This is a genomic window from Marinobacter psychrophilus, assembly GCF_001043175.1.
Classification (GTDB): domain Bacteria; phylum Pseudomonadota; class Gammaproteobacteria; order Pseudomonadales; family Oleiphilaceae; genus Marinobacter; species Marinobacter psychrophilus.
Genome location: NZ_CP011494.1, coordinates 1,224,981 through 1,237,618, shown reverse-complemented (window position 1 = coordinate 1,237,618; position 12,638 = coordinate 1,224,981). Strand labels below are relative to the sequence as shown.

At 55.1% G+C, this 12,638-nt stretch carries 10 protein-coding genes; 3 read left to right on the top strand and 7 right to left on the bottom strand.

Annotated elements, in window-relative coordinates:
- Positions 1-2 precede the first annotated feature (2 nt).
- Positions 3-1,349, bottom strand: coding sequence for a Na(+)-translocating NADH-quinone reductase subunit A (locus tag ABA45_RS05480; RefSeq protein ID WP_048384641.1), 1,347 nt, complete (start codon positions 1,347-1,349; stop codon positions 3-5).
- Positions 1,350-1,706: 357 nt separating this feature from the next.
- Complete coding sequence (locus tag ABA45_RS05475; RefSeq protein ID WP_014870357.1) at positions 1,707-3,176, bottom strand: glyceraldehyde-3-phosphate dehydrogenase; 1,470 nt, start codon at positions 3,174-3,176, stop codon at positions 1,707-1,709.
- 201 nt (positions 3,177-3,377) lie between these two features.
- Here ABA45_RS05475 and mfd point away from each other — a divergent pair, with 201 nt between their 5' ends.
- Complete coding sequence (gene mfd, locus ABA45_RS05470) at positions 3,378-6,887, top strand: transcription-repair coupling factor (RefSeq protein ID WP_048384640.1); 3,510 nt, start codon at positions 3,378-3,380, stop codon at positions 6,885-6,887.
- Positions 6,884-7,537 (top strand): CsiV family protein, encoded by a 654-nt coding sequence (locus ABA45_RS05465; RefSeq protein ID WP_048384639.1) that lies wholly within the window; start codon positions 6,884-6,886, stop codon positions 7,535-7,537. The genes mfd and ABA45_RS05465 overlap by 4 nt, the downstream gene beginning before the upstream one ends.
- 22 nt (positions 7,538-7,559) lie before the next feature.
- On the opposite strand, the gene ABA45_RS05460 is transcribed toward ABA45_RS05465, so the two are convergent.
- From ABA45_RS05460 to ABA45_RS05440, 5 genes are all read right to left on the bottom strand, one after another.
- Positions 7,560-8,336, bottom strand: a complete 777-nt coding sequence (locus ABA45_RS05460; RefSeq protein WP_048384638.1) for an S-methyl-5'-thioinosine phosphorylase — start codon at positions 8,334-8,336, stop codon at positions 7,560-7,562.
- The gene (locus ABA45_RS05455) at positions 8,320-9,564 is read right to left on the bottom strand and encodes a mechanosensitive ion channel family protein (RefSeq protein ID WP_048384637.1); all 1,245 of its coding nucleotides are present in this window, start codon (positions 9,562-9,564) and stop codon (positions 8,320-8,322) included. The genes ABA45_RS05460 and ABA45_RS05455 overlap by 17 nt, the downstream gene beginning before the upstream one ends.
- 79 nt (positions 9,565-9,643) lie before the next feature.
- Positions 9,644-10,144, bottom strand: a complete 501-nt coding sequence (locus ABA45_RS05450; RefSeq protein ID WP_048384636.1) for a L,D-transpeptidase — start codon at positions 10,142-10,144, stop codon at positions 9,644-9,646.
- A gap of 38 nt (positions 10,145-10,182) precedes the next feature.
- Positions 10,183-10,866 carry a TetR/AcrR family transcriptional regulator gene (locus tag ABA45_RS05445; RefSeq protein WP_048384635.1) on the bottom strand — a complete coding sequence of 228 codons (684 nt, stop codon included), beginning with the start codon at positions 10,864-10,866 and terminating at the stop codon, positions 10,183-10,185.
- 66 nt (positions 10,867-10,932) lie between these two features.
- The gene (locus ABA45_RS05440) at positions 10,933-11,850 is read right to left on the bottom strand and encodes a hypothetical protein (RefSeq protein WP_048388718.1); all 918 of its coding nucleotides are present in this window, start codon (positions 11,848-11,850) and stop codon (positions 10,933-10,935) included.
- A gap of 149 nt (positions 11,851-11,999) precedes the next feature.
- Here ABA45_RS05440 and ABA45_RS05435 point away from each other — a divergent pair, with 149 nt between their 5' ends.
- Positions 12,000-12,614 (top strand): riboflavin synthase, encoded by a 615-nt coding sequence (locus ABA45_RS05435; protein WP_048384634.1) that lies wholly within the window; start codon positions 12,000-12,002, stop codon positions 12,612-12,614.
- Positions 12,615-12,638 lie beyond the last annotated feature (24 nt).

Here is a 12,638-nt window from a genome sequence, read left to right as displayed (position 1 = left end):
ATTTAGCCCTCGATCTCGATGCGGGTCAGATTCTCTCGGAGAATTGGCCCGTATTCATATTTACCCGGACACACAAAGGTGCACAGAGCCAGATCTTCTTCATCCAGTTCCAGCGCACCCAGTTTCTGGGCCATTTCTGTGTCACCGACGATTAACGCCCGCAACAGCTGGGTTGGCAATATGTCTAACGGCATAACGCGCTCGTAAGCGCCCACCGGAACCATCGCTCGTTCGCTGCCGTTGGTGCTGGTATTGAAGTTGAAACGCTTACCACCCGTCAGTTTTGACAGGTAAATGTTCAATGTCGAAAATTTGTTCACGCCCGGCGACAGGTAGGCCATGAAGTGCCGGCTATTGCCTTCAGCCAGCACCGACACCTGATTGGCGAAACGCCCTAAATAAGCGCAGGTCCCTTCGGCCCGTCGGCCGCCAAACACCGAACCCGATATCGGGCGCAATTCACAGTCAGTTTCGGTTTCGCCATCCAACAACTCAACCAGACTTGCTCCTAAACGCGTACGAACCAGGCGAGGTTTCAGAGCTTTAGGCCCACCAATTGCGACAACGCGCTCAATGGGAAGTTCACCGGTAACGAACAGCTTGCCGATATCAATAACGTCTTGATAATTTACAGACCACACAGTTTTGCTGAGCGATACCGGGTCCAGGTGATGAATATGGGTGCCTACGTTACCTGCCGGGTGAACGCCGTCACACTGATTGACTTCAATGACATCAGACTTGGGCACTGCCACGTTTGAGCCAGGCTTGCCTGTTACGAACACCTTGCCAGCTGTCAGCTTGGCAATAATGCTCAGGCCGTTTTCAAAGGCCTTGCTGTTCTCGGCAATAATAATGGTAGGGTCTGCGGCCAACGGGTTGGTATCCATCACCGACACAAAGATTGAATGAGGCACGGAGTCAATCGCCGGCACCTTGCTGAACGGGCGCGTTACCAGCGTCGCCCACAACCCCGATTCCACTAGGTTATCAACAACTTGCTTGCGCTCTAGGCCCGCAATATCGGCATCGCTGTAAGACGCGAAGGTTTCCGCCTCGTTGCCATCAATTTCGATGACAATCGACTGGAAAACCCGACGGTCACCACGGTTAATTTCTTTCACCACGCCCGCTGCCGGTGAAGTGTAACGAACGCCTTCGGTCTTCTTATCCGTAAACAGCAGCGTGCCGCGCTTAACGCGGTCCCCTTCCTTAACATCCATCGTCGGCTTCATGCCGTTGTAGTCAAAGCCGACAAGTGCCACGTGGCGAATCGGTTTGCCGTCGGTGATGGTCTGTTCGGGGACGCCGCTGATGGGAAGATCTAGGCCTTTTGTGATCTTTATCATTAGCCTCATCCAATCATCATAAACTATTCGATGTATTTACCACGCCAGACGCATTACCTCGAACTTCCCGCACATACCTCACCGGTTTGGTGTTAAGTGGCTTGCCGTAAGGCGGTTGGCATTACGCAAGCACATACCGGTGGCAAAGGAAGGATAAGAAGCGGGCGTCAGACATAACCAAAATCGCGCTTATTATAGAGAGTCGGGGCCGGCATTTCTACCGCAAAGGCCCACCAGTTTCTTGCTCCAAGTAAAGAGGGTGTGTTTATACCGCGCTAGAAAAAAGCCCCATCAGTACGAACTGAAGGGGCTTTTATTCACTCGCCAGGCAATTATCTCAGAGCCAGCGCGACCAACTCAGCCGCGGACGCGCTTGGGGAAAACAGGATAGTTGATGCCAGCCATCTGGCTAACAACCCTTATAACCTGTGCGCTGTAGCCGAATTCGTTGTCATACCAAACGTACAGAATCAGGCGTTTTCCGGCAGCAATCGTTGCTTGGGCATCCACAATACCGGCGTGGCGCGAGCCAACAAAATCCGTCGACACCACTTCTGTGGAGTTTACATAGTCAATCTGCTTTTGCAGTTCTGAGTGCAGCGCTATGTCACGCAAGTATTCGTTAACGCTCTCTACATCCACGTCTGTTTTGAGATTCAGGTTCAGAATCGCCATGGAAACGTTAGGCGTGGGCACACGAATGGCGTTACCCGTGAGCTTGCCTTTCAGTTCTGGCAGGGCCTTTGACACCGCTTTGGCAGCGCCGGTCTCGGTAATGACCATGTTCAGCGGCGCACTGCGGCCACGACGACTGCCTTTGTGGTAGTTGTCGATCAGGTTTTGGTCGTTGGTGTAAGAGTGCACCGTTTCTACGTGGCCATCTTCAATGCCGTATTCGTCATAGATAGCCTTCAGCACCGGGGTAATGGCATTGGTGGTGCACGAGGCGGCCGACAGAATTTTATCGTCGTCAGTAATCCAGTCGTTATTAATGCCGTAAACAATATTCTTAATATCACCTTTGCCCGGCGCGGTCAGCATCACGCGGCTGACGCCTTTGGATTTCAAGTGCAGACCCAAGCCTTCTTCATCGCGCCACATGCCGGTGTTGTCGATCACAATGGCATTCTTGATGCCGTACTGGGTGTAGTCCACCTGGTCTGGCCCGGCGGAGTAAATCACTCTGATAAAGTTGCCGTTCGCGATCAGCGCGGAGTTTTCCGCGTCAACACGAATAGTGCCATTAAAGGGGCCGTGAACGGAGTCGCGGCGAAGCAGGCTGGCACGCTTTTCGAGATCATTGTCGGCACCGCCATGGCGCACAACGATGGCACGCAAACGCAGGTTGTTACCGCCACCGGCTTTTTCAATCAGAATACGGGCCAACAAGCGGCCGATACGGCCGAAACCGTAAAGCACGATGTCTTTGGTGTCGTTTTGGGCGTCTTCTTCCGACTGGGAAGCGTACAAACCCGCGATGGTTCCGATTTCCTGCGTAAGAAACTCGTTCAGATCACCACCAACGGCACTGAATTTGACCGCCAGCTTGCCGATGTCTACGTGGCCGCGCCCCAGCTCCATGGCGTCCATCGCCTGAAGAATTGGCAGGGTGTCATGTACCGACAGCTCGCTGTCTTCTACCTGACGCACATAGCGGTGAGCGCGAATGATATCAATCACGGACTGATTGATCACCGAGCGGCCGTAAACCGACGTGACAACGTTGTTACGGCGGTACAGGCGTCCAATTAGCGGGATCATGGCTTCGGCGGTAGATTCGCGCTCTGTCCAGTTCGACAGGTGCTGGTGGATCTGTTCGTGGCTCACGGTTTAAGACCTCTGGATAGAAACGTTTTGGGAATGCAAAGTAAACATGAAAAAAATCCGGTGGCGTATTATCCAATTTAACACCGCCTACGGCAAATCCAGCGCCCGTTTTTACATCCACTCGACCCCTCCTGCTCTGCAGCGGTAGAATGGCCAGCTTATTTAACGGCTCTCGAATTCGAAAAAGGCACATTTTCCAACATGACCAGCACTACCCTGCTTGCCCCGGAGTTCCCAAAAAAGCCTGCCGATCATCGTGTCTGGGGTCAGCTTCATGGCAGCAGTGACGCTCTGGCAGTTTGTGAAAGCGCGCGCAACCATCAGGGGTTAACCCTGGTGATCACCCGCAGCACCGCCGATGCCATCCGCCTGGAACAGGCAATGCGGTTTTTTCTGGGCCTGCCAGCAGAAGAAGACGGCCCGGCCGTAAGCGCTGATGGTCTGGAGTTGCTGTCGCTGCCAGACTGGGAAACCCTGCCTTACGACCAGTTTTCGCCCCATCAGGATATTATTTCCCGCCGCATTCGCACCTTGCATCGCCTGCCCTCTACCGCACACGGCGTGCTTGTTGTACCTGCGCGCACCCTGATGCACCGCTTACCGCCGGTAAATTACTTGCAAGGCAACACCCTGCTGTTAAAAGTTGGCCAATCGCTTGACATCAACAGCTGGCGTTTGCAGCTCGAAGCGGCCGGCTACCGCTATGCCGACAATGTTTATGAGCACGGCGAATACGCTGTGCGCGGCGCCATTCTGGACATTTTCCCCATGGGCGCCAGCCAGCCCTACCGCATTGATTTGTTCGACAACGAAATTGAAACCCTGCGCACCTTTGACCCGGACACCCAGCGCTCAGTCGATCGCATTCAGCAGGTGGAACTGCTGCCGGCGTTTGAGTTCCCTTGGGATAAACAAGCCCGTTCGGCGTTTCGCGGGCGCTGGTTCGAGCAATTCCCCAACGCAGACAAAAGCGCGCCTGTGTATCAGGACGTCAGTCAGGGCATCACATCGCCAGGCATTGAATATTATTTGCCGCTATTTTTTGATGCCACTGCCACGCTTTTTGATTATCTGCCGGCCAGTACTCGGGTGTTCACTGCAGACGGCCTGAACGAATCAGTGCAGCAGTTCGACAGCGAAACCCGTAACCGTCATGAAGAACGCCGCCACGACCGCGTGCGGCCAATCATGCCGCCAACCCAGCTGTTTTTACAGCAGGACGAGCTGTTTGGGCTGCTCAAGCAGTTTCCTCGGGTAACCACCCGCACAGCCACCGACGACGGCAGCGGCAGCGTGAACTGTGCCGCCCGCGAACTACCAGACATCGCCATGGACGGACGCGCAGCGGACCCTGCCGGGCGCTTAAAACGGTTCATCAGCGAATTCGACGGTCGCATTCTGATTTGTGCCGAATCGTCTGGCCGGCGCGAAGCGCTGATCGACAACCTCGCCCAACAATCCCTGCAACTTCAGGCGCTAGACAGCTGGCAGAGTTTTCTGGATAGCCCAAAATGCAGTCTGGGCATTACCATCGCGCCTATGGAGCAGGGCTTGGTGCTGCCAGACCGGCAACTGGCGCTGATCACCGAAACGGCTCTCTTCGGTGATCGAGTGCTGCAACGCAGGCGTCGGGAAAAGCCCACTGAACTAAATGACGACGGCTACCGCGACCTTTCGGAACTGCGTATCGGCTCGCCGGTGGTGCACATTGACCACGGTGTGGGCCGCTATCAGGGTTTGGAAACCATCACCGTGGAAGGAGAAGCCAGCGAATTTCTGATGCTGGGATACGCTGGCAGCTCCAAGCTGTATGTTCCTGTGTCCAGCCTGCATCTGATTTCACGTTACGCCGGCAGCGACACCGAACACGCGCCGCTGCACAAGCTGGGCACCGATCGCTGGAACAACGCCAAGAAAAAAGCTCTGGAGAAAATACGCGACACTGCTGCTGAGCTTTTAGACGTGTACGCCCGCCGCGAAGCCCGCAAAGGCTTCAGCTTCGAGAACCCGCAGGAAGCCTACCGCACCTTTGCGGCTGGCTTCCCGTTCGAGGAAACACCGGATCAAGAAGTGGCGATTATGGCGGTGCTGGAAGACATGACCAGCGAGCGCCCGATGGATCGTTTGATTTGCGGCGACGTAGGCTTTGGCAAAACCGAAGTGGCCATGCGCGCCGCGTTTGTAGCGACCTGGTCTGGCAAACAGGTGGCGGTATTGGTGCCTACGACTCTGCTGGCGCAGCAACATTACGAATCTTTCCGCGACCGCTTTTCGGATACCGCCGTTAATGTAGAGTTGCTCAGCCGCTTCCGCAGCGGCAGCCAAACCAATAAAGCGTTGGAGGCCATGGAAAATGGCAAAGCCGATATTGTTATTGGCACCCACAAACTGCTGCAAGGCGACATTCGGTTCAAAAATCTGGGCTTGGTGATTATTGATGAAGAGCACCGCTTCGGGGTGCAACAGAAAGAAAAGTTAAAGGCGCTGCGGGCCGAAGTCGACATGCTCAACCTGACCGCCACGCCCATTCCCCGCACCTTGAATATGGCCATGGGCCACCTGCGTGACCTGTCCATCATTGCGACACCACCGGCGCGGCGTTTGTCGGTAAAAACCTTTGTCCGCCAGCGCGACGAACCCATGGTGAAAGAAGCGATTTTGCGGGAAATCCTGCGTGGCGGTCAGGTGTACTTTCTGCACAATAACGTGACCAGCATCGAAAAAACTGCGGCAGACCTGCGCCAACTGATTCCCGAAGCCCGCGTTGGCGTTGCCCACGGCCAGATGCGCGAACGCGATCTGGAACAGATCATGAAAGACTTTTATCACAAGCGCTTTAACGTACTGGTGTGTACCACCATCATTGAAACCGGCATAGACGTGCCCACCGCCAACACCATTATTATCGAGCGCGCGGATAAATTCGGTCTGGCCCAGCTGCACCAGTTGCGAGGCCGGGTGGGCCGATCCCACCACCAAGCCTATGCTTACCTGCTCACACCGCCACCGAAAGCCATCAGCTCAGATGCAAAAAAGCGCCTGGAGGCTATTTCTGAAGCTCAGGATTTGGGCGCCGGCTTTATGCTGGCCACCCAAGACCTCGAAATCCGCGGCGCTGGCGAACTGCTGGGCGAGGAGCAGAGCGGGCAAATTGAAAGCATTGGCTTTACCCTGTACATGCAACTGCTGGACGAAGCGGTAAAGGCCATCCGCGAAGGCCGTACGCCCAACGCAGAGCTGCCACTGAGTCACGGCACCGAAATGAATTTGCGCATCCCGGCGCTGATTCCGGACGATTACCTGCCAGACGTTCATAACCGGCTAATGCTGTACAAACGCATTTCCAGCGTTGCCAATGATGAACAATTAAAAGAACTTCAGGTAGAAATGATCGACCGTTTTGGATTGCTGCCGCAACCGGCCAAAAATCTGATGCGCCAGGCAGCGCTGCGGATGCGCGCCGAGGCTCTGGGCGTCATCAAGGTAGACGCTGGCAAGGAATGGGCGCGACTGGAATTTGGCAACAGCACCAGCGTAGACCCGCTGGCACTGATTAAGAAAGTGCAATCTGACCCCGGTGAGTATCGCTTGGAAGGCGCCAACAGTTTCCGTTTCCGGCTGAACGACACCTCAACCGGTGGTAAGCTTGATGGCATTGCCGCTATGTTCGATGAACTGGCACCGGCCAAATCCTCAGGCCGGCCCCGATGACTGTTGGAGAAACTGACTTGCGTAAACACCCGAACTCACCTTTTACGATGGCCGTGCTGGTTCTTTTGACACTGGTAGTGGGTACGCCTCTGGCTCAAGCCAGCGACCGGTATCGCGCGGAATTCGTGATTCTGGAGCGCATTATCGCGCCTGAAAATCTGGTCGAGAATATGAGCGGGCAAACGGTCACCCCCACGCCGATTATTAACAAGGCGCTTTGGTTTACACCTGAGGACGGTGGACCGCGCAGCTCATTGGATCAGGTCAGCGGCCTGTATCTAGACAGTGCCGCCGCACGGCTGACCAACAGCGGCCGTTTCCGCATTCTGGCCAAAGCCGGATGGCTCGAAGATTTTCCGCAGAACTACGTTGGCGAACGCCTGGCGGTGGCCGTTGGCGACTGGTTGCCCCAGGCAAGACAGCGTGACGTGGAAGGTTATATAAAAATCGATCGCAAGCGTTTTTTGCACGTCGAAACTCACCTGAATCATTGGCAAGATGCTGCCTCAGCGGCGCAGCCCAGCGCTCAGGCTGAACCGCAGCTACTGACCTGGATCCGTGAAACCCGCCGCATGCGCAGCAGCAAGATCCATTTTCTGGATTCGCCCACCATCGGCGTGTTGATTTATTTCGCAAAAATCGAGGATTGAGCTGCCAGCGCCGAAACACGGCTCAGGCTTTCGTCTGCAGGGCTCCAAGCCCGGCAACAGAGTCCTTTAGCAGCGTTTTCACGGCAACCATACCGTCATCAATCGCACGCTGAATGTCCGCCATGGTGATCGCCGTGTCGGTTTTACCTGCAGCATAGTTGACTACAAGGCACAAGCTGACATAACGCATTCCCAACTCTGCGGCCAAGGCCGCTTCCGGCATGCCGGTCATACCCGCCAGATCACAGCCATCACGCTCCATACGGCGAACTTCCGCAGCGGTTTCCAAGCGTGGCCCCTGGGTGGCACCATAAACCCCGTGGCTGGAAAAGCTCAGTCCCAGACGTTCCGCTTGCTCAATCAAAATCGCCCGCGCCGACTCGTTGTAAGGCCAGGTGAAGTCAATGTGGGTGACGTTATCCAGTTCGCCCTCAAAAAACGTACCACTGCGGCCCCATGTGTAATCAATCAGCTGGTCCGGTATGACAATGTGGGCCGGCCCCATATCCGGGTGTATGCCGCCAACAGCGTTAACGCCCACCAACGTGCGCACGCCGGCGTCAAAAAGCGCCTGAACATTGGCGCGGTAGTTAATCTGGTGAGGCGGTATACGGTGTGGGTTACCGTGGCGGGCCAGAAACAGCACATTCTGCTGGCCCAACAACCCACTGGTAAGCACGGACGAAGGTATACCCCAGGCATTGGCCGTGCTCCGCTCGCCGGTTATTTGTAAACCTTCAAGAGCCATCAGGCCGGTGCCACCGATGATGCCAACGGGTTGCTCAACGAGGTTTTGCATAATGCTTCTCTACCGACTTCTGTTGGCTGACGGCTTCTTCGTGGTTGTCGCGCAGAGAGCGCTCACCGGCTTCGTTAGCGGTATCACCGCGACCCTGATCTCGACCAAAATCGTGTTCCAAATGCTTCAGCTTAACGCTATCAGCCACGTGCAGCGTTTGGGTGGGGAACGCCAACTCGGCGCCATGGCCAATAATGATGTCGCTGATTTTCAGCAACACGTCCTGCTTCACTTCGTGATACTTCACCCACTCGCTGGTTTTTGTGAAGGTATACACCATGATGTCCAGCGTGGAGTGATTGAACGCCAGAAAATTCACAATCAGAGTTTGCCGGGCTTCGATCTCGTCGTGATTTTGCAGCATTGAGCGTATGTCGCTCACAATGCCTGAGACGCGGTCAATATCTTCATAACGCACGCCAATCGTTTCACTAATTCTACGGTGAGACATACGTGACGGGTTTTCTACTGCAATGGTGGTAAACGTAGCGTTGGGTACATAAAGCGGGCGTTTGTCAAACGTACGGATAGTGCACATACGCCAGCCGATCTGCTCTACCGTGCCCTCAATATTGCGATCTGGCGAGCGTATCCAATCGCCTACCTTGAACGGGCGGTCGAGGTGGATAATAAAACCGCCGAAAAAGTTGGCCAACAGGTCTTTGGCGGCAAAACCAATGGCGATACCGCCCACACCGCCGAACGCCAGTACCCCGGAAATGCTGTAACCCAGGGTTTGCAACGCAATCAGTATGACGGTAATGATGACAACCATTCGCGACAATTTGCTGATTGCGTTAACCGTGGTGTAATCCATCGGTTTTTTCATTTTAACCGGCGACACTAACACCTGCTCAATCTGCTTGATCAGGCCCAAAACAGCCCAGCTCACCACCCAAATGAAGCCAATTTCAAGCAAGGCATCGTTGGCGGTAAACACATCCGCCTCGGAATAGTAGTAGGCCACTTCCGCCGCCCAATAAACGCCCTGCAACCAGATAAAAAACACCAGAGGCAAACGTATGGCGTGCAGTATGGCGTCATCCCAGATATTGCGGGTTTCAATAAACTTGCGTTCCATGGCGGCAATCACGCGGCTGACCATGAAGGCCACCGTTGCGGTACCAAATACCAGACCAAACACAATTAGACCCGCGCGCCAGCCCGAAGATAGCAGCTCGAAGTTCGTCATCCAGCCACTAAAGGCCACTATGCCTTCCTCAATCATGGAATCCCTCTTATGCAAAACGAAGAGTGCGCCTGGCAGCTCTGCCGGTGCTCTGTACTAACAGGTTAAAATCGACGTACTAAAAAATAAGCACCGGCATCCCTGGCCGTAATCGGGCAAACAGCGCCACCAGGTCTGCGTTACGCATACGCACGCAACCGTGTGACAACGGAGTGCCCATCGGTTCGGTGTCAGGAGTGCCGTGAATGTATATGAAGCGGCGAAAAGTATCGACCCCGGGGCCGCGATTCACGCCCCACTGCCGGCCACACAGCCACACAATGCGCGACAATATCCAGTCACGCTCGGGGTGATCAATGGCCAGTTCGGGGTTGTAGATTTCGCCGGTTGGGCGGCGGCCACGAAATACGCTGTTCAGTGGTTGCCCAGCGCCAATCATGACGCGAATATAATGTTGGCCCCGGGGCGTGCAACCACTGCCATCACGTTCGCCAGCACCGTTACGCGCTGTAGACACCGAATAATCGCCCACGCAAATGAAGGTGTCGTCAAACAGTTGCAGACGCTGAAGGGCAATATCAATAAGCAGATGACTGACAGCAGAATCGCCGATAACCACAATAGGCTCCATTCGGGCTTAGTGGCGGCACTGACTGATTACAACACAGCCAGTGATTCCTGATTGCAGGGCATAGGAGCCAGCATCGGGTCTTTCGCCTGCATGCCAGCCGCCAAAAATGGCACCAGACGCGCAGCAATTTCTTGCACGCTGGTTTCCACGCCCATCTTGTTAACCAGAATATCACGTAAAGCTTCATTACTGGACATGGTAAAAGCGGTGGCGCCAAGCATGAACTGAATGCGCCAGTAACGATCGACCACAGAAAGCTCTGGCGTGGCTTCTTTCAACAAACCCATGAAGCGGCTGAAGGGTTCGCTGTATTCCTGCTCCAGAAATTTTCGCAAGTGCCCCTGCGACTGGGTATAGGCCAGGCCAAGAAGCCGCATGAAGATCGCAATGCCTCGCTCGCTGCGCTGGGGCGTTCGCACTGCGCTTTCGGTCAGGGCCCGCAGGGTCTGATTTAACGTTGGCGCTTTGCCATTACAACTTTTTTCCAGATCGTCAAACGCCGCTTCGGCGGTGGCCGAAAAAGGTGTTAAAAAGCGGGCAAAAACTGCTTGTATCAGGGATTTTTTGGAGCCAAAGTGGTAGTTTACAGCGGCAAGGTTCACTTTTGCCCGGCTGGTGATCATCCGCAGCGACGTTTCAGCAAACCCACGATCGGCGAACAACTCTTCCGCTGCATCCAAAATGCGATCTACAGTATCTGATTGCGCCATTGTAAATCCTGATTCTATTGATAACCGTGTGTTTTAAACATACGTTTTAAACATACGTTTGAAGGATCAATTTGTCAAGTTAGCACTGTCCTTTCCGTCGTCTACCGGGCCGCCTTCCGCCAAACCCTGATCCAGTCCCTCTTGGCGACTGTCCAGAAACACCTGTTGCAACCTCTGGTACGCTTTGTCAGCCTCTACAAGATAAAACAGATACAGGCGCACGTATTTGCGCTCAGTCAATTGTTGCACCAGTGTATGCGTCTTCGATGCTTCCCGTAATCGCGAAAAGCTATGACTTGCCAGCGCAGGGTTGAACGCCGCCATACGTTCGCACTGCCACGCCAGCCCATCGACTCCCTCTAGATGCGCCACATGCCGCCTGGCGTCCCGCAGCATTTGCCCTCGCTGTTGCACCAGCTCCCGGTTTGATGGACGTGGATTGAATACCCGGCGTACCGGCGGTACTGCCAGCAGGACCGTCGTAACAAACACACCAAAACCTGCACCGCCCAGCCACGCCGGCAATAAACCAAGCACGCCGCTGACAAAGAAAACAGCAGCAACGGTCACCGCCAGCAACCACAGATCCCGGCGCCTTCGCGCAGCAGAAATCCGGGCGTTATCCGGCCATTTCTCCATCGCCAGCAAGTCGTAATCGGCCAGCAGCACCCGGTCACATTGGCGCATCATCAATCGCAGCTGTCGCTGGTGGTTGGCGGCTTTGTCACGATTGGTACCAGAGGAAGCATCGCGACTGCCCGCCGCGTCGGCAGCCATTGCGTCAGACGGCTGCTTGGCGCTTTCATTTGAGCCACTTGACGGTTGAGTGTTATTTTGAGTGACTTGGCCTGCAACCGCGACAGCCTTATCCGCCGCGGCCGGCGCCCGGTCTGCCGCCCGGCCTTGGCGCAATACCGCGGGCGCTGCGGCTGACGACGCCGTTGCAGGTGCCTGTCGCGCCTGGGTGCCTGTGTTCTGGGCCATGGGCAATTCCATCTGAAAATGTAAGAACTTATCAACTTTAACGGCACCGGCGGCAGAATCTTGAGGCCCGCGTTGTTCCTCTGGCGTCATCTGGTTATTCTGGCCCACCGTATGCTACGTCATCATTTCAACCGCAAGAGGCTTTCCCCATGTTTACAGGCATTGTTCAGGGCATTGCGACCATTGAAGACGTTATCACTGCGCCAGGGCTCAGTACGTTTGCCATCGCCTTGCCCGCTGGCAGAGCCGAAGGCGTGACCATCGGCGCCTCGGTTGCCATAAACGGAACCTGCATGACCGTCACCCGCCAGCAAGGCGACGTTCTCTACTTTGACGCCATGCAGGAAACCCTGCGGGCGACGACGTTGGGCGCTCTGGAGGCCGGCAGCCAGGTGAATTACGAACGCGCAGCGCGCATTGGCGATGAAATTGGTGGGCATTTACTCTCGGGACACATTCACACTCGCGCGCAGGTTGTTGATATTGTGCGCAGCGAAAATAACGTTAGCCTTTGGTTTGAAGTACCGGCAGCCTGGGCCCACTATGTGTTTGCCAAGGGCTACATTGCTATTAACGGCGCCAGCCTTACCATTGGCGAAGTGCATGACAACCGCTTCAATGTCCATCTGATTCCAGAAACCTTGCGCGCCACGGTTTTTGGCGAAACCAGTGTGGGCCAGAACGTAAACATTGAAATCGACAGCCAGACCCAAACCATTGTCGACACCTTGGCCCGCTTGGGTTACGACCGCCCTGCCATCTAATTCCGTTGCCTGATCGAGAGGTGT

Coding starts and splice junctions, on each gene's coding strand:
- ABA45_RS05480 (WP_048384641.1), bottom strand. CDS start 1,349: ATGATAAAGATCACAAAAGGCCTAGATCTTCCCATCAGCGGCGTCCCC.
- ABA45_RS05440 (WP_048388718.1), bottom strand. CDS start 11,850: ATGGCCCAGAACACAGGCACCCAGGCGCGACAGGCACCTGCAACGGCG.
- ABA45_RS05460 (WP_048384638.1), bottom strand. CDS start 8,336: ATGCAAAACCTCGTTGAGCAACCCGTTGGCATCATCGGTGGCACCGGC.
- mfd (WP_048384640.1), top strand. CDS start 3,378: ATGACCAGCACTACCCTGCTTGCCCCGGAGTTCCCAAAAAAGCCTGCC.
- ABA45_RS05445 (WP_048384635.1), bottom strand. CDS start 10,866: ATGGCGCAATCAGATACTGTAGATCGCATTTTGGATGCAGCGGAAGAG.
- ABA45_RS05465 (WP_048384639.1), top strand. CDS start 6,884: ATGACTGTTGGAGAAACTGACTTGCGTAAACACCCGAACTCACCTTTT.
- ABA45_RS05455 (WP_048384637.1), bottom strand. CDS start 9,564: ATGATTGAGGAAGGCATAGTGGCCTTTAGTGGCTGGATGACGAACTTC.
- ABA45_RS05435 (WP_048384634.1), top strand. CDS start 12,000: ATGTTTACAGGCATTGTTCAGGGCATTGCGACCATTGAAGACGTTATC.